General features: G+C 38.2%; 24 protein-coding genes and 1 riboswitch. Of the genes, 17 read left to right on the top strand and 7 right to left on the bottom strand.

Going from position 1 to position 20,255, the window contains the following annotated elements; genetic code table 11:
* Positions 1 to 142 precede the first annotated feature (142 nt).
* Both NQZ71_RS12705 and NQZ71_RS12700 read left to right on the top strand, forming a co-directional pair.
* Positions 143 to 844, top strand: a complete 702-nt coding sequence (locus NQZ71_RS12705; protein ID WP_144454845.1) for an SGNH/GDSL hydrolase family protein — start codon at positions 143 to 145, stop codon at positions 842 to 844.
* Between the two features lie 140 nt (positions 845 to 984).
* On the top strand, positions 985 to 1,566 hold the full coding sequence (locus tag NQZ71_RS12700; protein ID WP_317010753.1) for a hypothetical protein: 582 nt from the start codon (positions 985 to 987) through the stop codon (positions 1,564 to 1,566).
* A 365-nt stretch (positions 1,567 to 1,931) separates the two neighbouring features.
* Here the strand turns inward: NQZ71_RS12700 and metC are convergent, their stop codons facing one another.
* The 3 genes from metC to NQZ71_RS12685 form a co-directional block, all read right to left on the bottom strand.
* Complete coding sequence (gene metC / locus NQZ71_RS12695) at positions 1,932 to 3,101, bottom strand: cystathionine beta-lyase (RefSeq protein ID WP_260054105.1); 1,170 nt, start codon at positions 3,099 to 3,101, stop codon at positions 1,932 to 1,934.
* Positions 3,098 to 4,207 (bottom strand): methionine biosynthesis PLP-dependent protein, encoded by a 1,110-nt coding sequence (locus tag NQZ71_RS12690; RefSeq protein ID WP_144454848.1) that lies wholly within the window; start codon positions 4,205 to 4,207, stop codon positions 3,098 to 3,100. The genes metC and NQZ71_RS12690 overlap by 4 nt, the downstream gene beginning before the upstream one ends.
* A gap of 178 nt (positions 4,208 to 4,385) precedes the next feature.
* Positions 4,386 to 4,501: riboswitch (SAM riboswitch) on the bottom strand.
* Between the two features lie 92 nt (positions 4,502 to 4,593).
* Positions 4,594 to 4,776, bottom strand: a complete 183-nt coding sequence (locus tag NQZ71_RS12685; RefSeq protein WP_144454849.1) for an H-type small acid-soluble spore protein — start codon at positions 4,774 to 4,776, stop codon at positions 4,594 to 4,596.
* 235 nt (positions 4,777 to 5,011) lie between these two features.
* Here NQZ71_RS12685 and NQZ71_RS12680 point away from each other — a divergent pair, with 235 nt between their 5' ends.
* The 5 genes from NQZ71_RS12680 (at position 5,012) to odhB (ending at position 11,805) form a co-directional block, all read left to right on the top strand.
* Positions 5,012 to 5,137, top strand: a complete 126-nt coding sequence (locus NQZ71_RS12680) for a hypothetical protein (RefSeq protein WP_260054106.1) — start codon at positions 5,012 to 5,014, stop codon at positions 5,135 to 5,137.
* Positions 5,138 to 5,264: 127 nt separating this feature from the next.
* On the top strand, positions 5,265 to 5,957 hold the full coding sequence (locus NQZ71_RS12675; RefSeq protein ID WP_144454850.1) for a response regulator transcription factor: 693 nt from the start codon (positions 5,265 to 5,267) through the stop codon (positions 5,955 to 5,957).
* Positions 5,954 to 7,366 (top strand): HAMP domain-containing sensor histidine kinase, encoded by a 1,413-nt coding sequence (locus NQZ71_RS12670; RefSeq protein ID WP_317010751.1) that lies wholly within the window; start codon positions 5,954 to 5,956, stop codon positions 7,364 to 7,366. The genes NQZ71_RS12675 and NQZ71_RS12670 overlap by 4 nt, the downstream gene beginning before the upstream one ends.
* A gap of 344 nt (positions 7,367 to 7,710) precedes the next feature.
* Positions 7,711 to 10,533 carry a 2-oxoglutarate dehydrogenase E1 component gene (locus tag NQZ71_RS12665; protein WP_275005477.1) on the top strand — a complete coding sequence of 941 codons (2,823 nt, stop codon included), beginning with the start codon at positions 7,711 to 7,713 and terminating at the stop codon, positions 10,531 to 10,533.
* 15 nt (positions 10,534 to 10,548) lie between these two features.
* Entirely contained in the window at positions 10,549 to 11,805 is a 1,257-nt protein-coding gene (gene odhB, locus NQZ71_RS12660; RefSeq protein WP_275005479.1) for a 2-oxoglutarate dehydrogenase complex dihydrolipoyllysine-residue succinyltransferase, read from the top strand.
* A gap of 42 nt (positions 11,806 to 11,847) precedes the next feature.
* On the opposite strand, the gene sda is transcribed toward odhB, so the two are convergent.
* The gene (gene sda, locus NQZ71_RS12655) at positions 11,848 to 11,985 is read right to left on the bottom strand and encodes a sporulation histidine kinase inhibitor Sda (protein WP_127741219.1); all 138 of its coding nucleotides are present in this window, start codon (positions 11,983 to 11,985) and stop codon (positions 11,848 to 11,850) included.
* A gap of 204 nt (positions 11,986 to 12,189) precedes the next feature.
* Here sda and NQZ71_RS12650 point away from each other — a divergent pair, with 204 nt between their 5' ends.
* From NQZ71_RS12650 to crcB, 6 genes are all read left to right on the top strand, one after another.
* Positions 12,190 to 12,591: a secondary thiamine-phosphate synthase enzyme YjbQ gene (locus NQZ71_RS12650; RefSeq protein ID WP_260054111.1), complete on the top strand. Its 402-nt coding sequence runs from the start codon at positions 12,190 to 12,192 to the stop codon at positions 12,589 to 12,591.
* A 29-nt stretch (positions 12,592 to 12,620) separates the two neighbouring features.
* Positions 12,621 to 13,016 (top strand): gamma-glutamylcyclotransferase family protein, encoded by a 396-nt coding sequence (locus NQZ71_RS12645; protein WP_317011749.1) that lies wholly within the window; start codon positions 12,621 to 12,623, stop codon positions 13,014 to 13,016.
* Positions 13,017 to 13,098: 82 nt separating this feature from the next.
* Entirely contained in the window at positions 13,099 to 13,302 is a 204-nt protein-coding gene (locus NQZ71_RS12640) for a hypothetical protein (RefSeq protein ID WP_144454856.1), read from the top strand.
* A gap of 75 nt (positions 13,303 to 13,377) precedes the next feature.
* Entirely contained in the window at positions 13,378 to 13,581 is a 204-nt protein-coding gene (locus NQZ71_RS12635; RefSeq protein WP_127741211.1) for a DUF6501 family protein, read from the top strand.
* A 62-nt stretch (positions 13,582 to 13,643) separates the two neighbouring features.
* Positions 13,644 to 14,024 carry a fluoride efflux transporter FluC gene (locus NQZ71_RS12630; protein WP_275005484.1) on the top strand — a complete coding sequence of 127 codons (381 nt, stop codon included), beginning with the start codon at positions 13,644 to 13,646 and terminating at the stop codon, positions 14,022 to 14,024.
* Positions 14,017 to 14,379 (top strand): fluoride efflux transporter CrcB, encoded by a 363-nt coding sequence (gene crcB, locus NQZ71_RS12625; protein ID WP_317010750.1) that lies wholly within the window; start codon positions 14,017 to 14,019, stop codon positions 14,377 to 14,379. Before NQZ71_RS12630 ends, crcB begins: the two co-directional genes overlap by 8 nt.
* Before the next feature lie 43 nt (positions 14,380 to 14,422).
* Here the strand turns inward: crcB and yidC are convergent, their stop codons facing one another.
* Both yidC and NQZ71_RS12615 read right to left on the bottom strand, forming a co-directional pair.
* Positions 14,423 to 15,223 carry a membrane protein insertase YidC gene (gene yidC / locus NQZ71_RS12620; RefSeq protein ID WP_144454859.1) on the bottom strand — a complete coding sequence of 267 codons (801 nt, stop codon included), beginning with the start codon at positions 15,221 to 15,223 and terminating at the stop codon, positions 14,423 to 14,425.
* A gap of 33 nt (positions 15,224 to 15,256) precedes the next feature.
* Complete coding sequence (locus NQZ71_RS12615; protein WP_127741203.1) at positions 15,257 to 15,547, bottom strand: hypothetical protein; 291 nt, start codon at positions 15,545 to 15,547, stop codon at positions 15,257 to 15,259.
* 361 nt (positions 15,548 to 15,908) lie between these two features.
* Here NQZ71_RS12615 and NQZ71_RS12610 point away from each other — a divergent pair, with 361 nt between their 5' ends.
* The 4 genes from NQZ71_RS12610 (at position 15,909) to NQZ71_RS12595 (ending at position 19,331) form a co-directional block, all read left to right on the top strand.
* Positions 15,909 to 16,454 (top strand): cysteine hydrolase family protein, encoded by a 546-nt coding sequence (locus tag NQZ71_RS12610; protein ID WP_317011748.1) that lies wholly within the window; start codon positions 15,909 to 15,911, stop codon positions 16,452 to 16,454.
* 31 nt (positions 16,455 to 16,485) lie between these two features.
* The gene (locus NQZ71_RS12605) at positions 16,486 to 17,949 is read left to right on the top strand and encodes a nicotinate phosphoribosyltransferase (protein WP_144454861.1); all 1,464 of its coding nucleotides are present in this window, start codon (positions 16,486 to 16,488) and stop codon (positions 17,947 to 17,949) included.
* A 12-nt stretch (positions 17,950 to 17,961) separates the two neighbouring features.
* A complete protein-coding gene (gene nadE, locus NQZ71_RS12600; protein ID WP_317010749.1) occupies positions 17,962 to 18,780 on the top strand; it encodes an ammonia-dependent NAD(+) synthetase in 819 nt (272 codons plus the stop codon).
* Positions 18,781 to 19,208: 428 nt separating this feature from the next.
* Positions 19,209 to 19,331 (top strand): hypothetical protein, encoded by a 123-nt coding sequence (locus NQZ71_RS12595; protein WP_275005491.1) that lies wholly within the window; start codon positions 19,209 to 19,211, stop codon positions 19,329 to 19,331.
* Between the two features lie 82 nt (positions 19,332 to 19,413).
* Here the strand turns inward: NQZ71_RS12595 and pflA are convergent, their stop codons facing one another.
* On the bottom strand, positions 19,414 to 20,148 hold the full coding sequence (pflA, locus tag NQZ71_RS12590) for a pyruvate formate-lyase-activating protein (RefSeq protein ID WP_144454863.1): 735 nt from the start codon (positions 20,146 to 20,148) through the stop codon (positions 19,414 to 19,416).
* Between the last annotated feature and the right edge of the window lie 107 nt (positions 20,149 to 20,255).

Below are 20,255 nucleotides of genomic sequence, written 5' to 3'. Positions count from 1 at the left end.
AATTGATTAATAAAACTAAATTTCCAAAAATTAGGCAAATGTATTTAGCTCCATTTGCAGGAAATGGATATAATAACAGTATAATGTTAAATCAAGCCTCAAGCAAAAGGCAGCAGGGATTGACAGAAAGCAGGGGTGAACAATGAAAATCATCTGTTTTGGCGACAGTCTGACTAGAGGTGTATCCTTTGTTAAAGGAAGACCACGAATTCTAAAGGATAACTACCCAACTATCCTAAGTAAATTATTTACGGGGATTACTTTCTCTATGGAGGGTGTAGAGGTACTGAATAAAGGTGTTTTTAATGATAACTCCGACCTTTTAATGAAACGCCTCGATAAGGACGTGCTAATGGAGGAGCCGGACTATGTTTTGATCAGTGTGGGAGGTAATGACTGTAACTTTCAATGGGACGAGGTTGCTGAGTTTCCTGAAGTAGAGCATACGCCGATTGTACCAATAGCCAAGTATACGGATAACGTCGAAACAATTGTAGAGAAAGTACGAGAACGAAATATCATACCAGTAATATTAACATTACCGCCATTAGAACCAGTTCAGTACTACCAGTTTCTTGCAGACAAGTATGGAAATTCAATTAGTCATTGGATTAGCTTGTGCGGCGGTATTGAACATTGGCATGGTCTTTATAACAGACAGCTTCAAAGAATCGCTGATCAGCTGAATGTTTTAACAATTGACGTCAGGTCATGTCTGAGACAAGCAGGCAATATTCATGATTTTATAAGTGATGACGGTATCCATTTGAACGCTTCCGGCTATGAAAAAATGGGAACTGCAGTGTTTCAGGAATTAAACAAGCTTATTGCACCATATGCCTAAGACAGCAGGAGTATTTGTTAAGCAGTGCTTTAAGTAAATGTTATCAAAAATAGTTGGCATATAGCTTTCTTTTGTTATACTAGAAGGAGAGTTCTTTTGAAAAAAGCATGAAGTCATAAAAATCTAGCGAGGAAAAAGTAATGGGCAATATGTATGAAAGAATCATTGAGGTTTTGGAGGAAAATGGTCCAATACCAATCAGCACTATTTATGAAAAGATGGTGTCTTCAGCTAAAAATTCAGCAGTAACCGATAAGGAAATACAGCTTTCCTCTGTTAAGTCAGTAATTAGCCGTAAAAAGGACTTGTTTTCCGTCCATAATAATATAGTTTCGATTAACCCTGAAAAAGAAATCAGCCAAATTACATTAGATGTAAAAAGAGGGAACCGTTCCTACAGGCTTAAAATCGATTTTCTTTTTGAAATTTATCATTTACAGTCATGGAGCTTTTTCTCAGATAATCAAGGGTTTACGCCTAAGAAGATAATTTTTCCTTATTTCTCCTACACAGATATGAAAAAAGACCTTTATAAATTAAAAATCTGGGACTGGGACAGTGATGAAGGGGTATATGGGAGAGAAAGTCTTTATACCATACAGCTTAAAACGACGAACAGCAGTTATGTACACAGCTATACGGAGATGAAGGCAAAAGAGTGGAAGAAAATAACGAAGGTTATATCCCAATATTTAGACATAGACGCATTATTCATAGATTGAAACGGCGATCTCCTTATCTGTCAGGAGGTCGTTTTTGTTTATAAGTAATTAGCGGCGCTACCTATAAGCCGTTTTTAATGAATTTAAGTAAATTAAATTTCCTCTTTGTTACGATACTGCTGTGGCTCCTTAAATGTTGTATGCAAATGACCTTGTATCATTGCTCATGTTACGTCTAGAAATAAAACTATTATATGACAGAATTGCCTGAAGTAGTTTATTGGAAATTTCGTTTGGAAAATAAGGAGAAGAATAGACACAATTCGTATTGGTTGTTTTTCCGTGAGGTTTTGCAGCAAGGATGTTTCTTCTGTATAGTCTGTAAATAAAAAAAATTCAGGACATTTAAGCCCTGAATTTTTTCGTTAAATATAATGAAGCTCAGCCGTTTTCTTTAATGCCGCTTCAAAGTCTGCAATTAAATCTTGCGGATTTTCCAAGCCGACAGACAGACGAAGAAGTGCATCACTGATGCCTCTTTCTTGACGGGCAATTGGATCCATCGCTGCATGAGACATTTTTGCCGGATAAGAAAGAATAGATTCAACAGCTCCTAAGCTAACTGCAAATACAGGCAGCTCTACATTTTTTACAAACGTACGCATCGCTTCCTCACTATGCAGCTCGAAGGAAAATACTGCTCCAGGGCTTGTTGCTTGCTCCTGCTGAATATCGTATTGTGGGTGGTCGCTGAAGCCTGGATAATACACTTTTTTAATTGCTGGATGATTATTGAGATATGTAGCAATTTCCGCAGCAGCCTCACTGGAATGCTTCATACGTACATGCAATGTTTTTAAGCCTCTCATTAGCAGCCAGCAGTCCTGCACTCCAAGAACGGCACCAAAGGAATTTTGAATATAACCGAGCTGTTTGGCAAGTTCTTCATCCTTAACAACAGCAAGACCGGCAATAACGTCACTGTGGCCTGACAAGAACTTTGTTGCGCTGTGTAGGACAATATCGGCACCGATTGACAAGGGCCTTTGCAGGGCCGGAGTCAAGAATGTATTATCGACAAATGTCCAAGCATCATTTTGTTTCGCTAATTCGCTGACTGCTTTAATATCCGTTACCTTCATGAGCGGGTTGGAAGGAGTTTCAATATAGAAAACCTTCGTATTTGGCTTAACAGCAGCTTTGACTGCAGCAAGATCTGTCATGTCAACAAATGTATGCTCAATACCAAATCGGTTAAGCACAGTCGTTACCATACGGTATGTGCCACCATATACATCCTCTGATATTAAGACGTGATCTCCTTGAGAAAGGAGAAGGAAGGCGCTGGAGATAGCCGCCATTCCTGAAGCAAATGCAAAACCTTTAAAACCATCCTCTAAATCTGCAATGATTTCCTCAAGAGCCTCCCTTGTCGGGTTTTGACTTCTTGCATAGTCATATTTTCCAAAACTATCAATCTCTTGCTGATGGAAAGTAGAGGCATGCTGGATTGGCACACTTACTGCACCTGTTGCCGGATCGAATTTATGTTTGTTGTGAAGCAGCTTTGTTTCAAAGGAATATTGTTCGCTCATTTTGTTACCTCCTTGGCAATCGTAAAGGCTTTATCCAAGTCTTTAATTAAATCATCAACATTTTCAATACCGACTGAAAAACGAAGCAGACGATTGCATACACCTGTTTCAAGTCGGATTTTCTCTGGAATATCTGCGTGTGTTTGGGTAGCAGGGTATGTTATGAAGCTTTCAACACCGCCCAAGCTTTCTGCAAATGATATTAATGTAAGATTTTGTAGGAATGGATTTACCCATGCTTCATCTTGTACTCTAAAGGAGATCATTCCGCCTCTGCCTGGATACAGTACATCAAGGACTGCATCGTGACCATTAAGGAAGGATTGAAGTGCTTTCGCATTTTCTTCATGCTTCTCCATTCTAAGTGCTAATGTTTTCATTCCGCGCATTAACAGCCAAGAATCAAATGGACTCAACACAGCGCCAGCAGCATTATGATGCAGAGCAAGCTCCTGACAGATTTCTTCGCCTTTTGCGACAATCAGTCCTGCAAGAACATCATTGTGGCCGCCAAGATATTTTGTGGCACTATGTATTACGATGTCTGCTCCAAGCCTAATTGGCTGCTGGATAAGAGGAGTATAAAACGTGTTATCAACGATCAACAGAATATCATGCTGTTTTGCAAGCTTTGCAGCCTTTTCGATATCTGCTGTTTCCATAAGAGGGTTAGTAGGTGTTTCTATGAAAATAGCTTTCGTATTTTCCGTAATTGCAGCAGCAATGTCCTCAATGCTAGATGTATTTACATAACAACATCGAAGGCCCCACTTTTTAAAGCCTTGTTCAAGCAAACGGTAAGTGCCGCCGTAAAGGTCTTTAGATATAATCCATTCATCACCGCTTTGAAATAAAGAAAGAATTGTTTGAATTGCTGCCATGCCAGAACTGCAAGCAAATCCGCGGTCGCCTTCCTCGAGGTCAGCAATCGCTTTTTCTAAAACCTCTCTTGTTGGGTTTCCTGTGCGAGTATAATCATATCCTGTGGATTCGCCTATTCCAGTATGTCTATAAGCCGTTGAAAAATAAACTGGCGGGTTGACAGTTCCTGTTGCTTTTTCACTTCTGTTGCCTATTTGGGCTAATTTAGTCTCTACATCATACATATTGGTACACTCCTTCTTGTTCCTGACTATTCAAAATATAGAAGTTATTTAAAATAGTTTGATATTATCTAAAAGTATTATTCTTCCAAGAATAGGAGGAGAGGTTTGGTTATTTAAAAAATAAAAAGTCCTCTCCCTAAAAGTAAGAAGAAGACATGAATTTTCATTATGGCCATTCTTCTTATCTTTCAAGCATACCGCTTGATGGAATTAGCACCTTTTCAGGCTTGTGAAAACAAGCTGAAGGTTGCTGAGGTTTCTTCGGGCCATTCCCTCTACCTCTCTTGATAAGAAAATACTATGTAATTGAAATTAAATTTACTATACCTTTCCAATAATTGCAACTATTATTTTGCTTTTTCTATATTTTTAGAATAAAAAGTAGGTTATTGCTCTTCAATAAGCTGTAGTACATCGACCTCTAGCTCTTGTTCTGGATTGTTTTTCGTATATATTCTTGCCGTTTTAGTATCCTCATTGACATTTTGAATGAAAATCTGTTCACCATTATAACTTACATGAACAATTTCGCCAGCATTCATGATTTCAATAGCTCTTCCAACATTCATTGATATTCCTCCTTGTTTGGCCATTATTTTTTGAATGGAATGCACCCTGCAAGTCCCGATTTATAGCTTCCGTCATTTCAAAAAAAAATATTCGGCTGAAAACGTGTTCTCATGTATTTTTAATGTTTTTCTCATTCGTTTTTTTGAATAGGGGTGTAATTTAACAACAAGAGAAACAAATGCAACTTGGAAATAGGGTTATTCAAAAAACATTAATGATAAAGGGAGGAAAAAAGTGATGGTATTTCGATATGCGATGATTATTTTTTCATCCTTGACAGCTGCTTCATTGTTTGGAGTACAAATTGTTGGTATAACACACGCAATAAAAGACACATTTATGTATAGAAGAAATAAATAAATAATGACTAAAGCAGCGGGGTGGAAAACATCCCGCTCCTTCTTTGTATACAAGTGATAACACTGTTTGAGATGAGTCAGTCCATGGTAAACTAGAAGTATGTTTATTTAGAATGCGGGTGATATAGATGAAAAGAATCCTTATTATAGAAGATGAAAAAAATCTTGCTCGGTTTATTGAGCTGGAATTGAATTACGAAGGCTATCATACAGAGGTTTGTGCAGACGGCAGAAGCGGTCTTAATAAAGCGATTACTGAACAATGGGACGTTATCCTCCTTGATCTCATGCTTCCAGAGTTAAACGGGATGGAGGTGTGCAGAAGAATCCGGCAAGTGAAAAACACACCGATATTGATGATAACTGCAAGAGACAATGTACTTGACAGGGTTTCAGGCTTGGACAGCGGGGCAGACGATTATTTAGTGAAGCCATTCGCTATTGAAGAGCTGCTTGCAAGACTTAGAGCGCTATTCAGAAGAATTGAAAACATCTCGAGCGAACAAACAGAACCAGTGCAAAAGCTGACAGTGCTTACATATAAAGATATTGTACTGGAATTGGAATCCCATATTGCCAGAAAAGGCAAGGAAGTTATTGCACTGACGAAAAGAGAGTATGACCTTCTCAGCATGTTTATGAGCAATATTAATATCGTGCTGACAAGGGATGTGCTTTTAAATAAAATATGGGGCTATGAATCTGAAGTGGAGACAAATGTTATTGATGTATATGTTCGTTACTTAAGGAATAAACTTGATCCGTCAGGACAGGAACAATACATTGAAACAGTCAGAGGAATAGGGTATGTGATGAGATGAATATCGGAAGAAGACTATCCTTGCTTCCATGGAAATGGAAACTGACACTAGGTCTATCATTAAGTATTTTCCTAACATACAGCATCTTTACTTTTTTTGAATTTCATACTGTATCGACTTGGTTGATGAACCAGGAGGAGAATGACGTCAGGCAAACGATGAATGAATTTGTGGCCTATTTGAAATCTGACGATAAAACGATAAGTGAAACGGAAATCAAAAACAGCTTGGCTACATTAGAGCAATTAAACACAAAAAATCAGCTGATTCGCGTTATTGATGAAGACGGAAATGTACTGATTTCTCATTTGAACGGAGATTTTCCGATTCTTGAACCGGATATTGTTGAGGACGAAAAAGAGCTTAAGTATGTTTCTGTTGGAGAAGAGCAGTCATTAGTTTACAGTTACCCTATAAAAAGCAAAAACTTCTCAGGAGAAATTGAAATCATTAGACTGCTTGATTCGTATAAGTTAGTCATGAAGCATTTAGCGTTTGCGATGATGCTGTTTGCGATTGCAGCAATTTTGATTAGTGCGTTAATCGGCTACTTAATGTCAAGAGAGCTTTTAAAGCCATTAAGCATCATGACAAACACAATGAAAAAAATAAAAAGTGCTGGCTTTAAAGAAAGGATGCCTGTGTATCCGCAAAAGGACGAAATTTCAGAGCTTACTACGATTTTTAATCATATGATGGATCGAATTGAATTATCCTTTCAAGCGCAAAAGCAATTTGTCGAAGATGCCTCCCATGAGCTAAGAACGCCAATTTCCATTTTGGAAGGCCATCTTTCCATGTTAAATAGATGGGGGAAGCATAATCCTGAAATACTTGAGGAATCATTGAAGGCTTCCCTTGATGAAACAGAGAAATTAAAAAAACTAGTGCTCACATTGCTTGATTTAACTAGATTAGACCATAACAGGATTGACCAGGACAATTTATCACCGGAAATGGTTAATACCATCATTGAAGGAGCTGTTAAGGATTTTCAAATGCTTCACAGTGACTTTAAGTTCCATGTCCAATTACAATCAAACCAGCTTAATGGTATTGCAGAGCAGCATTTTCAACAAGTACTTACGATCCTTCTAGATAACGCAATTAAATACTCTGGAGCAAGTAAAGAGATTTCTGTTTCAACATCTAAAAGAGACAAGCTATTTATTCTGCAAATAAGTGATAAAGGTATCGGCATTCCAGATGAAGAAATTGACAAGGTATTTGACCGCTTTTACAGAGTGGATAAAGCCCGCAGCAGAGGCCAAGGCGGAACTGGTCTTGGATTGGCAATAGCCAAAAAAATCGTGGATTATTATCAAGGCAGTATACAATTAGACAGCAGGATCGGAGTGGGTACAACCGTAACCATATCATTGCCTGAAAATGGTATTGTCACTAAATAAGAAACAAATGTATTATGCTGCTCATTAAATGGGCAGCTTTTTTTAGGTTCAGAAAAAAACTGAAAAAAAAAGAAGCAAAAACTATTTAAAAACTTATAAACATTATCCTAGATTCCTAGCATATTTATTTATTATAAAAGGTTTTTTACCACAGTAAAAAAAGGTGTGAAAAAAATTTACAATATTTTTACTATTAAAATGGGTAAATCTTTTGTAACGGGTGCAATACCGTGTTAAAATACAAATGTAAACGTTTTATTTTTATCAGATAAACGCCTTGAAAGTGTAAAAGGCGAGCATATGGGGAATATAGTTGTTACTAAATATGGTGGAGGGAAATTTTCATGGGAAAGCCATCTAGTGGTAAAGGCTCCTATCAGCCAGCGTTTTATGGACCCAATCTCGGGGTTGCAATGGAGCTGTACGACAAATACTTAGAAAATCCTGATTCAGTTGATGAGGAAATGCGAGATTTTTTCGCAACTTGGGGGTCACCAATTGAACAGGAAGACACTGTACGTAAACCAGCACTATCTTCTGGAAGTAATTTAGAAGTTGAAAAGGTCATTGCAGCAGTTACATTAGTGAACAAAATCAGGGCGTATGGCCATTTAGCTGCAGATATTTACCCATTGGGTGATGTACATAGGCAAGAGGAACTTTTTGAGTTGTCTCGTTATCAGCTTACTAAAGAGGACTTAGAAAAAATTGATGCATCACTGCTTTGTCAGGATGCACCAAGCACTGTAAGAAATGGCTTTGAAGTTGTGCAATATTTAAAGGATGTTTATATGAATAAAATTGCCTTTGAATTTTATCATGTGAACGATATAAATGAAAAAAACTGGCTCCAGAAAAAGGTGGAATCAGGAAGTCTCAAGCCTGCCTGCAATAAAGAACTGAAGAAAAAACTCCTAAAAAGAGTGGTAGAGGTTGAGGAATTCGAAAATTTCTTACATAAAACATATGTCGGCCAAAAGCGATTCTCGATTGAAGGCCTTGATACGATGGTTCCATTGCTTGATGAGATTATATCTCAGTCTGTTGTTAACGGTGCAAAAAACGTTCATATTGGGATGGCTCACAGAGGAAGGCTAAATGTGTTAGCACATGTGCTTGAAAAGCCGTATGAGATGATTTTTGCTGAATTTCAGCATGCCCCAAATAAAAAGCTTGTTCCTTCAGAAGGATCAATCGGTATAAGCTTTGGCTGGACAGGTGATGTGAAATATCACTTAGGGCTGAACAGACAAATCAAGAAGAGCAGCACATCGAATGTACGCCTTACATTGGCAAATAATCCAAGCCATCTGGAGTTTGTCGGCTCTGTTGTTGAAGGATTTACACGCGCATCACAAGATGACAGAACAGCTCCAGGCTTTCCTGAAGAGAACCATCAATCTGCACAAGCTATCCTGATTCATGGAGACGCGGCATTTCCAGGGCAAGGCATTGTGGCAGAAACACTAAACCTGACTGGACTTAAAGGATATAGAACAGGTGGGACGATACACATAATAGCAAATAATACGATCGGATTTACAACTGAATCAAGGGACTCAAGATCGACAAGATATGCAAGTGACCTTGCCAAAGGTTTTGAAATTCCAATCATTCATGTAAATGCAGACGATCCGGAAGCGGTAATAAAGGCTGCAAAGCTGGCATGTGAGTACAGAGCTGCCTTTAACAAGGATTTCTTGATTGATTTAATCGGCTATAGAAGATATGGACATAATGAAATGGATGAGCCGATGACTACAAATCCATTGATGTACAAAATAATCAAAGAACATCCTACTATTACGGCGAGCTACTTTAACGTTTTACAGGAACAAGGTGTATTGTCTGAAACTGAATTCCAAGGCTTAAAAAAGGACGTTATTGCTAAATTAAAGCAAGCGTATGATAAAGTGCCTACAAAGGAAGAAATGGACGAAGAAGCACTTCCTCCAAATTCGGTTGAAAGAGATTTGCCTATGATTGATACAACTATTTCAGAAAAGCGACTGAAGGAAATTAATTCAGAATTAATTTCGTTTCCTGATAACTTCCGTGTATTTGACAAACTAAGTAAAATCTTAAAACGACGTGAAAAAGCGATAGAAGAAGGGAAGATTGATTGGGGGTTGGCTGAGACCTTAGCTTATGCGAGCATCCTGCAGGACGGCACGCCAATTCGCTTGTCTGGCCAGGACTCAGAACGAGGAACCTTTGCACATAGAAATATTGTGCTTCATGATAATGAATCAGATAAGGTTTACTCACCGCTTCATTTGTTGTCAACTGCACAAGCGTCCTTTGCGGTACATAACAGTCCGCTGTCAGAAGGTGCCGTTCTTGGTTTTGAATATGGCTATAATGTGTTTGCTCCTGAAACACTCGTTCTTTGGGAAGCACAATTCGGCGATTTTGCTAATGCTGCACAAGTTATATTTGATCAATTCATTTCAGCTGGAAGAGCAAAATGGGGACAAAAGTCCGGGTTAGTAATGTTGCTTCCACATGCTTATGAAGGCCAAGGACCAGAGCATTCGAGCGGACGACTGGAAAGATTTTTGACCTCTGCTGCGGAAAATAACTGGACTGTTGCCAATTTAACATCATCTGCACAATATTTTCATATTTTGCGCAGACAGGCAGCCATCTTAAATAAAGAGGAAGTAAGACCACTAGTAATCATGACACCGAAAAGCTTGTTAAGAAATGCAGATGTGGCATCAAGTGTAAGTGCATTCAGCAACGACACGTTTCAACCAGTAGTAGAGGAAGAGCTTACTGGCAAAAATCCACAGGCTGTGAAACGAATTTTGCTGTCAACTGGAAAGATAGCAATCGACCTTCATCAAGGAATTATGCAGCTGGAGGATTCTGATTGGGTGCATAGTGTACGTATCGAGGAACTTTATCCGTTCCCAGCGAATAAATTGAAAGAAATTTTAATAAAATATCCTAATTTACAAGAAATTAGATGGGTGCAAGAGGAGCCTCAAAATATGGGTGCATGGAGCTTCATGGAGCCAAGAGTGGAGAAGCTGCTACCTGAAACTGTCACATTCGATTATATCGGACGACGCAGAAGATCAAGTCCTGCAGAAGGGGACCCAATTGTTCATCGCAAAAATCAAGCAAGAATCATTAATAAAGCATTGACATGGATTGAATAGAGGGGGATTTTTAAGATGGGTGAGATTAAAATACCAGAACTAGCAGAATCAATTACAGAAGGTACCGTAGCACAATGGCTGAAAAAGACAGGTGAATATGTAGAAAAAGGTGACTATATAGTAGAACTGGAAACAGACAAGGTAAACGTTGAAATCATTTCTGAAGAAAGTGGTATTTTACAGGAACTGAAGGCTAATGAAGGTGATACAGTTCAGGTTGGAGAAATTATCGCTATCGTTTCTGAGGGTGGTGCCAATACTAAGCAAGCAGAAACACCGCCTAAAGCGCCTGTCCAAGAAGCGCCTGTAGTAACGGAAGCTCCTCCTGCAAAAGAGGAACCAAGTCCGATTAAGCCGGAAGCAAAAGGATATCCAATCGCTTCCCCATCTGCAAGAAAGCTAGCAAGAGAAAAAGGGATTGATTTATCGCAGGTTTTATCGAATGATCCGTTAGGAAGATTGCGTGCCCATGATGTAATAGAGCATGACAAAAGAAAAGAACAGCCTGCACCCTCTGCACCAAAAGAGACGGGAAATAAACAGCCTCAAGCGGCAGAAGCAAATCCAGGCAAGCCGACAGAGCGTGTTAGAATGACGCGCAGAAGACAAACAATTGCCTCAAGGCTTGTAGAAGTGCAGCAAAACACTGCAATGCTTACAACCTTTAACGAGGTGGATATGAGCAATATTATGAAACTAAGAAATAAACGCAAGGATCAATTTCATAAAGAAAATGATGTGAAGCTTGGATTCATGTCATTCTTTACTAAAGCAGTTGTTGCTTGCTTGAAGAAAGCACCGCTGTTAAACGCTGAAATACAGGGAGACGAAATTGTCCTTAAAAAATTCTATGATATTGGCATAGCTGTTTCTACAGATGATGGTTTGGTTGTACCAGTTCTTCGTGATGCGGATCGTAAGAATTTTGCCGAAATAGAAAGTGATATTATGACGTTTGCAGATAAAGCGCGTAATAATAAATTGTCCTTATCAGATTTGCAAGGAGGAACATTTACTATTACTAATGGCGGTGTGTTCGGTTCGCTATTGTCCACACCTATCTTGAACGGTCCTCAAGTCGGAATACTAGGTATGCATAAAATCCAAATGCGTCCTGTTGCCATTGACAATGAGAAAATGGAAAACAGGCCAATGATGTATTTAGCTCTTTCCTATGATCATCGTATCATTGACGGCAAGGAAGCGGTAACCTTCCTGGCAAGAGTTAAAGCATTATTAGAAGATCCTGAATCATTACTTTTTGAGGCTTAATAGAAAGAGGATGCTAAGCAATTAGCATCCTCTTTTTTTGTTCTATTCAGTCCCAATACTCGGATTGAGACCACGCTTGTCCATTTCCTGTTTCAGCATAATTATCCATTCCTCTTCATTTCCGGCTTTCAATGCATCTCGATAAGAAAAAATCAGCTGTTCATTGCTCATAATTTTCATTTTGCATCCTCCTTAAATAAATGGATTGAATATTCTTACAATGTCCATACTAACGCAAAGCTCATGCTATGAAAAGTAAAAAGGTAGTGTTGGATAATTTTAACTGGTATTTTTAAAAATTGTAACGATGTCATGTTATAGTTAATAAAAATCGGTTAAATAAATAATAAAGACCATAAAAATGGTGAGAGGAGCACAGTGATTATGCTAATACACAAGCGCTTAAAAACTAGTGAACATACAATGTTTTATGAAATAACAGACGAGATTCAGGCTGCTGTTACAGAAACAAAAATAACAGAAGGTTTTGCAATCGTGTATTGCCCCCACACAACAGCAGGAATAACGATAAATGAAAATGCTGATCCCGATGTTGTCACAGATATGATTCGCCGTTTTGACGAAGTGTACCCATGGAGCTTGGATAAGGACAGGCATATGGAAGGAAACACAGCCGCACATATGAAAGCAAGTACAGTTGGTGCCTCTGAGATGGTTATAATTAATAACGGGAAATTATCTTTAGGTACATGGCAGGGCATTTATTTTTGCGAGTTTGATGGACCAAGACACAGAAGCTATACGATAAAGCTGATAACTGGATAACCGAAAAAGGAGCTGTGCCACTATTGAATGTGCTAGTCTTTGTTTATGGAACTTTAAGAAAGCAGCAAATCAATCATTATATGATGAAAAACTATCCCTGTATGCAAGAAGATGTGTGGGTATATGGCAAAATATACGATGCAGGTGCAGGCTATCCCTTCCTAGCATTGAATCGGGGGAGTGAGAAGGTGCGCGGGGAAGTATTTGAAGTCCCTCAAGCTGAACTTTATCTGCTGGATGAGTTTGAGGATTATACACCTGATGATCCTAACAGCTTATATGTGCGGGTGGAGGTCGATGTGTATGATGATAACGACAATTCCACTAAAGCATTTACCTATGTTTGCAATAAGGAAGAGATGCTACTGTACGAAATTGAAGGCCATGATTGGGTAACGTTTTTTAAGAAAAACCGGAATAAATGAAAAAATATAGGCTTATGTATGTTTAAAGGACAATTCGCCAGTGGTATATATTTATCAGAAGACATCATAGAAAGAAGGTCATATGATGAATATACAGGCGAAAAATCAACTTTATACTATTAATGACAAAGAAAAAACATATACGGCAATGGAATTCAAAAGAATGGACTGGATTAATAAACAGTGCTATATAACATTTCAACAGGCTTCGACAGGGCAGTGGTATACCTTTGAACGAAGCAGCATTTTTTTGCATATGCATAACGAAAGAAATTTAGTGTCATGAGGCAAGGATAGGTTGCGTTAAAGGGCATCCTGGCTATATACTAAAGTAGTATATAAGTGAAAGGGGCTTTAACCATTGATACATGAAATATGGAATGACAAGAATACAGTTAAAAAAGTGAAGTGCATACATACAGATGCCAGCAAGTATATTGTTAATAGAGTGCTGACAGTCGGCGAAACATATGAAGTTAAAAATGAAACAGAAGAATTTTATTTCATTGTTGATAATTCTGGAAAAGTCGGCGGATTTTATAAGGATTATTTTCAAGATCTATAAGAATGGCTGGGAGAAAGCAGAAAATGTTTTCTCCTTTTTACATGGAAAGAAGGGGAAGCGCATTGATTTATTTTTATATTGGCATCGGCGGGGTTATCGGAAGTATTGCCAGATTTTTATGCAGTTTAGGGCAGGGCGCTTTTCCTTATCATACCTTAGCAATAAATATTGCAGGTTCTTTTTTCCTTGGCTGGTTTACAAAGTATATTGCAGAAAGAAAGAAACTCTCCCCATTAATTTCAACAGCTATCGGTACAGGTGTTGTTGGCTCATTCACGACCTTGTCAACGTTCAGTCTTGAAACACTAACCCTATTTCAAAAGGGGGAGGTAGTTCATGCGTTTATTTATATGGCAGCGAGCGGGCTGTTAGGACCAGCTGCCGCTTTTTTAGGGATTATACTTGGAACAAAGCTTGCTGAAAGAGGACATAATTATGGTTGAGATGATAGGTACAGTTGCCCTTGGCGGTTTTTTGGGAGCAATTAGCCGTTATTGGTTGATGCAATATATTAAAACTAAGATAAAGTCTGTTATGCCAATTGCTACACTTGTCATAAATTTGACAGGTTCTTTTCTATTAGGATTGACTGCGGGATTTCATGTGAATGAAACAGTCCATCTCTTGTTTGCTGTTGGTTTTTTAGGAGCATATACCACCTTTTCCACATTGGCAGTCGAGGCTGCTGAGCTGTGGAAAGGAAAAACCAGAAGGACATTCTATTGGTATTTGTTTTTTTCTTTTGGCGGTGGGCTTCTTTTTGCATGGTTAGGATACTTGGCTGCATATATTGGATAAAGAAAAAACAGACGGAGGATATCTCGTCTGTTTTTTTTGTTACTTATTGTTTGTCTTTTTTTGTTACTGCAGCATCATTGACCGCTGGTGGATATAATTTGCGTCCAAGCATTGATTGCAATATAAGGAAAATACCACCGACTGTCCAGTATAGCGGAAGAGCAGCAGGAGCATTAAGCGATACCATCACAATCATGATTGGTGAAATTAGTCCCATGAATTTCATTTGCTTTTGTTGTTCAGCAGTCATCGTGTTTTGTGTCACACGGAACTGTAAATAATAAACAATACCAGCAATTGCCGTTAGGATAAGGTCGGAATGACCAAGATTAAACCATAAGAATGTATGGCTGGCAATTTCCTGTGAGCCTCTTATTGCATAATAGAAGCCCATTAGAATAGGCATTTGGATGATCATTGGCAGACAGCCCATTGACAATGGATTAACTCCATGTGTTTTATATAGGTCCATCATTTCACGCTGCAGGTTTTGCTGTTCTTTTTGGTCTTTCGTCGTTTTTAGCTTTTTTTGAATTCGATCCATTTCCGGCTTGATTAGTTCCATCTTCACTTTCATCGTCTGTTGTTTTTTATACTGACGCAGCATTAGCGGCATTAACAAAAGGCGGATGATAAGTGTAATCAGGATGATTGCAAGTCCGAAGCTGCCATTAAATAGCATTGCTGTCCCATGTATCAAGGATGCAAATGGCTCGACGACCGTATTATGAAACCAGCCTCCGCTGCTTCCACTTCCGCTACCTGTCGTTGAACATGCGCTAAGCATGATGGCAGTTAATATTGTCATAAGTACTAAAACTAGTTTTTTTGCTGATTTCGTCATTGTGACTCCTCCTATTTGGTTGAAAGATTTAGTCTATATCAGGAGGAGAAACGGTTTTTCTGGATCATCAGCAGTGCTTTCCATTCTTTTACGAATATTTTTACATATCCATTGCAGAATGGGCGTATTGTATTTTTGAACATTAAAATTTACCGTCGTGATGACTCTTTGCAAATAAAGGCCATCTGATGCGATAAATTCATCATTCACAGTGATTTGCAGGTTAATATCCCAAAAGTACTTAACCATTAATCCTATCATTACAGTAATGTAGATGGTTTGATAGCTTGGAATGTTTGTCAAATCAATTAGGAATTCAAACATTTATACACCTCAGGTTCGTTATCAACACTAAAATTATATCGAAAATAAGCCTAAAGTGCAATCTTGTTCTATTGGTAATACCTTGCTGACAGATCCATTTTCTTTTTATTTGGACGATTAATAAATTGTCCTTATTTAAAGCTCCTGTTAAAAATATTTATCTCGCAGCAAAATCTTTCTTTAATAATTGTCATATTTAGGTGTATGATAGAGATAAAAGTACTTTTACACTTACAAAATGGCCAAAAGATACAAGTACAGTTCCTTGCATGTTTCAAGGAAAATAAGCTTATTTTATGGTAAAATGGCAGGAAGTTCGGTATAATGTGTTCACATATTTTAGCGTATCCTAAAGGAGGCTATTCTAGTGAAAGCTCTAATTAATATTGATTATACTTTCGATTTTATTGAAGGTGCACTGCCTTGCGGTGATCCAGGAATTAAAATAGAAAAAGCTATTACGCAAATTACCCGGCAATTTATCGAAGAGGGTCATTTTACTGTATTTGCCATTGATTTACATACTGAAAAGGATTCATATCATCCTGAAACAGAATTGTTTCCGCCCCATAATATTAAAGGGACAGAAGGCAGAAACCTATATGGTTCCTTGAAAGAGGTTTATGAGCAATTCAAGGTGCGCAACAATGTATATTGGATGGATAAAACAAGATACAGTGCATTTACCGGTACAGATCTTGAAATAAAGCTCAATGAGCGAAACATAAAGGATATTCATCTTGTAGGTGTCTGTACAGATATATGTGTGCTCCACACGGCTGTAGATGCCTATAATAAGGGATATAATCTTTATATCCATGAAAAGGCAACAGCATCCTTTAATGAAGCAGGCCATATATGGGCGCTAAATCATTTTAAAAGCACACTTGGTGCAGCCATTTTGTAAGGTGAATTGGTTAAACCGCAGGAGGAAAAGCATGAGTTTTAATTACCGTGACGACAGCTTGATGCTGCATACAGATTTATATCAAATTAATATGGCAGAAACATATTGGGAGGATGGAGTTTCAGAAAGAAATGCTGTGTTTGAAGTATACTTTCGTAAGCTTCCTTTCAATAATGGCTATGCTGTTTTTGCTGGGTTGGAAAGAATAATACAGTACATAAAAGGGTTACATTTCACTGAAAGTGATCTTGAATATTTGCGAGAAGAAGGTTTTAAAGAGGACTTTTTAGATTATTTAAAGGACTTCCGTTTTACAGGTAATATCCGTTCTGTTGAAGAAGGGGAAGTAGTATTTGCAAATGAACCGCTAGTAAGAGTGGAGGCACCGCTAGCACAAGCCCAAATTATTGAAACGGCGTTGCTTAATATTGTGAATTATCAAACATTGATTGCTACAAAAGCTTCGCGTATCAAGCATGCGATTGGTGAAGGTGTCGTAATGGAATTTGGAAGCAGACGAGCTCAAGAGATGGATGCAGCCCTTTGGGGAACTAGAGCAGCGTTTATCGGCGGGTTTAGCTCAACATCTAATGTTAGAGCAGGCAAGCTGTTCGGTATTCCAGTATCAGGCACACACGCGCATAGCATGATTCAGGCATATCATGATGAGTATACTGCATTTCATAAATATGCTAGACGCCATAAGGATTGTGTTTTCTTAGTTGATACATATGATACATTGCGTTCAGGTGTTCCAAATGCCATTAAAGTGGCGAAGGAACTAGGCGACACAATCAATTTTATTGGTATTAGACTAGATAGCGGGGACTTAGCATACTTATCAAAAGCAGCAAGGAAGATGCTCGATGAAGCTGGTTTTACTGATACAAAAATTGTCGCAAGTAATGACCTTGATGAGTATACCATTATAAACTTAAAAGCCCAGGGTGCCCAAATAGATGTTTGGGGAATTGGCACAAAGCTTATTACTGCTTTTGATCAGCCGGCATTGGGAGGAGTATACAAGCTTGTTTCAATAGAAGATGAAGCGGGTAATATGCAAGATACAATCAAAATTAGCGGAAACCCAGAAAAGGTGACAACACCTGGAATTAAAAGGGTATACCGCATTATCAACAGCATGAATCATAAATCTGAAGGTGATTATATTTGTCTGGAAACAGAGCATCCGGAGGAAGAGGAACGATTAAAAATGTTCCATCCGACACATACTTATATCAGCAAATTTGTCACAAACTTTCATGCGAAAGACATTCATAAGGACATATTTAAAAATGGAGAACTAATTTATAAATCACCGACTATTTATGAAGCGCAAAAATTTGCCGAGGAAAATTTGGATGTGCTTTGGGATGAATACAAGCGTTCCCTTAACCCGGAAGAATATCCAGTCGATTTAAGCCCATTATGTTGGGAAAACAAAATGAGTCATCTGGAAATGGTAAAAAGCAAAGTTAAAAATACGCAAAAATAGGAGGAATATGGCATGAGCTTACAAAAGGAAATAATTGCAGCACTTAATGTAAAACCTGAAATAGATGCAAAGGAAGAAATCGGCCTGCGCGTTAACTTTTTAAAGGAATATGTTAAAAAGGCGAAAGCAAAAGGTTTTGTGTTGGGAATAAGCGGCGGACAGGATTCGTCACTTGCAGGTAGATTAGCACAATTGGCTGTTGAAGAGCTTCGCAGTGAGGGTCATGACGCTACATTTGTTGCAGTAAGGCTGCCATATGGTGTACAAGCAGATGAAGAGGATGCAAAAAAAGCACTTCAATTTATTAAAGCAGATAAAGAGCTTGTATTTAATGTAAAAGAACCAGTTGATGAATTTAAAAAAGTGTATGACGACATGGAGGATACGCCATTATCTGATTATCACAAAGGAAATATTAAGGCTCGCGCAAGAATGATTGCCCAATATGCGGTTGGCGGACAGTCAAATCTGCTCGTTATTGGAACAGACCATGCAGCAGAAGCAGTGACAGGTTTCTTTACGAAGTATGGAGACGGCGGAGCAGATGTACTTCCGTTAACAGGTTTATCTAAACGACAAGGTAAACAGCTTTTAAAAGAGCTAGGCGCAGAGGAAGGAATTTACTTAAAGGTTCCTACTGCTGATTTGTTAGACGAAAAACCAGGACAAGCTGATGAAACAGAGCTTGGCATTTCATATGATCAACTTGATGATTATTTGGAAGGCAAGGAAGTGCCAAAAGAGGCAGCGGAAAAAATCGAGGCACGTTACTTAATTACAGAGCATAAACGACAAGTTCCGGCATCGATGTTCGATGATTGGTGGAAATAAGTAAATAAAACCTTTCATACCTTTTTAGACTAACCTAAAAAATAGGACATCAAAAAACGCCCTTCAAGTGAACGCTTAAACTAAGTGTTCATTTGGAGGGTATTTTTATGGGGAAAACTAATATTCAGGCGAAACAAAATAGGCTGTAATAAAGGGGAAATCATCAAGTATTATATTGTAGAAGGTATTTAACAAAATACGCCAAAACAAATTAGCGGTATAGCAGCCTAATAATGTTGTTTAATTTTATCTGACTTAGCTAGGCCAGTCTAAAATGACGAAAGGTTTTTATACAAAAAAAAAAATTGTTACATTCGCACAGGCATGTCCTTTGAAATTACATAATATAGCATAGAAAGTAAAACTTGCTTCTACTGTAACTAGTGAAGCACAAAAAAATGAGGTAAAGGAATAGGGAGGGTAACTTAATGACAATTTTTGGTGTTAAACTAAACGTTATGGTGCTGAATTTTCCAATCAACTTTAAGTACAATGTCAGCGTAGGAAATAAGCATCATCATCATCATGACAAAGACAAAGACAAAGACTAAGGTTTCTCATGAGCAGTTATAAGAGAAAGAAGGCCTCAGGCGGATACCTGGGGCTTTCTTTTGTGGTTAAGGGATATTCATTTCAATTGCTAGTATTTACAAGCATACTATAAGCATAATTTACAGATTCTTCACTTGGCGGATCAATCCCTACTAATGGATAATCCAATCCTAATGCCTCCCATTTATAGACACCAAGTTTATGGTACGGCAGAATCTCCACTTTTTCTACATTTGACAAGGTAGAAATGAACTCACCAAGATTTCGCAAATCATCTACATTATCATTAATTGTCGGTACAAGAACATGGCGAATCCAAACAGGCACCTGTTTTTCTGATAAAAAGGTTGCGAAAGCTAGAATATGATCATTACCCATACCTGTTAAATTTATATGTTTTTTACGGTTGATATGTTTTAAATCTAATAAAATTAAATCTGTGTAGGAAAGCAGCTCTAATAGCTGTTCTTGAAAATGGGATGCAGTTGAATAGCAGCCGCCAGATGTATCAATAGTCGTATGAATCCCAATTTGTTTACATGCTTTAAACAGTTCTAAAAGAAATGGCAGCTGCAGAAGCGGTTCACCGCCACTGACTGTTATTCCTCCTCCTGAAGCATTAATAAAAGGGAGGTATGCAGTTAAGTCCTCTATTATTTCTTGCACTTCCATTTCTTTTCCACCATGCAGTCCCCAAGTGTCCGCATTATGGCAAAATTGACAGCGAAGCAGACAGCCTTGTGTAAAAACAACATATCGAATCCCAGGTCCATCGACAGTACCAAATGTTTCAATGGAATGAATTCTTCCCTTCATGTTTATACACCTCCTGTATAACAGTTGAAATCACAATACATATAAGGTAGAGGGGAGAGCAGCGACCTGCTCTCCATGTTTATTAGTTAACCTTGCAAAAAAAGCAG

Source organism: Niallia taxi (assembly GCF_032818155.1).
Classification (GTDB): domain Bacteria; phylum Bacillota; class Bacilli; order Bacillales; family Cytobacillaceae; genus Niallia; species Niallia taxi_A.
Note: the sequence above shows the minus strand (reverse complement) of the source record. Positions and strands in the feature narration are given on the sequence as shown.

What these genes read in the sequence shown, in the direction of transcription:
- NQZ71_RS12605 (WP_144454861.1), top strand. Translation starts at nt 16,486, where the DNA reads ATGAGTTTTAATTACCGTGACGACAGCTTGATGCTGCATACAGATTTA.
- NQZ71_RS12595 (WP_275005491.1), top strand. Translation starts at nt 19,209, where the DNA reads ATGACAATTTTTGGTGTTAAACTAAACGTTATGGTGCTGAATTTTCCA.
- NQZ71_RS12690 (WP_144454848.1), bottom strand. Translation starts at nt 4,207, where the DNA reads ATGTATGATGTAGAGACTAAATTAGCCCAAATAGGCAACAGAAGTGAA.
- NQZ71_RS12685 (WP_144454849.1), bottom strand. Translation starts at nt 4,776, where the DNA reads ATGAATGTTGGAAGAGCTATTGAAATCATGAATGCTGGCGAAATTGTT.
- pflA (WP_144454863.1), bottom strand. Translation starts at nt 20,148, where the DNA reads ATGAAGGGAAGAATTCATTCCATTGAAACATTTGGTACTGTCGATGGA.
- odhB (WP_275005479.1), top strand. Translation starts at nt 10,549, where the DNA reads ATGGGTGAGATTAAAATACCAGAACTAGCAGAATCAATTACAGAAGGT.
- metC (WP_260054105.1), bottom strand. Translation starts at nt 3,101, where the DNA reads ATGAGCGAACAATATTCCTTTGAAACAAAGCTGCTTCACAACAAACAT.
- NQZ71_RS12640 (WP_144454856.1), top strand. Translation starts at nt 13,099, where the DNA reads ATGATGAATATACAGGCGAAAAATCAACTTTATACTATTAATGACAAA.
- NQZ71_RS12705 (WP_144454845.1), top strand. Translation starts at nt 143, where the DNA reads ATGAAAATCATCTGTTTTGGCGACAGTCTGACTAGAGGTGTATCCTTT.
- sda (WP_127741219.1), bottom strand. Translation starts at nt 11,985, where the DNA reads ATGAAAATTATGAGCAATGAACAGCTGATTTTTTCTTATCGAGATGCA.
- NQZ71_RS12615 (WP_127741203.1), bottom strand. Translation starts at nt 15,547, where the DNA reads ATGTTTGAATTCCTAATTGATTTGACAAACATTCCAAGCTATCAAACC.
- yidC (WP_144454859.1), bottom strand. Translation starts at nt 15,223, where the DNA reads ATGACGAAATCAGCAAAAAAACTAGTTTTAGTACTTATGACAATATTA.
- crcB (WP_317010750.1), top strand. Translation starts at nt 14,017, where the DNA reads ATGGTTGAGATGATAGGTACAGTTGCCCTTGGCGGTTTTTTGGGAGCA.
- nadE (WP_317010749.1), top strand. Translation starts at nt 17,962, where the DNA reads ATGAGCTTACAAAAGGAAATAATTGCAGCACTTAATGTAAAACCTGAA.
- NQZ71_RS12670 (WP_317010751.1), top strand. Translation starts at nt 5,954, where the DNA reads ATGAATATCGGAAGAAGACTATCCTTGCTTCCATGGAAATGGAAACTG.
- NQZ71_RS12650 (WP_260054111.1), top strand. Translation starts at nt 12,190, where the DNA reads ATGCTAATACACAAGCGCTTAAAAACTAGTGAACATACAATGTTTTAT.
- NQZ71_RS12700 (WP_317010753.1), top strand. Translation starts at nt 985, where the DNA reads ATGGGCAATATGTATGAAAGAATCATTGAGGTTTTGGAGGAAAATGGT.
- NQZ71_RS12665 (WP_275005477.1), top strand. Translation starts at nt 7,711, where the DNA reads ATGGGAAAGCCATCTAGTGGTAAAGGCTCCTATCAGCCAGCGTTTTAT.
- NQZ71_RS12675 (WP_144454850.1), top strand. Translation starts at nt 5,265, where the DNA reads ATGAAAAGAATCCTTATTATAGAAGATGAAAAAAATCTTGCTCGGTTT.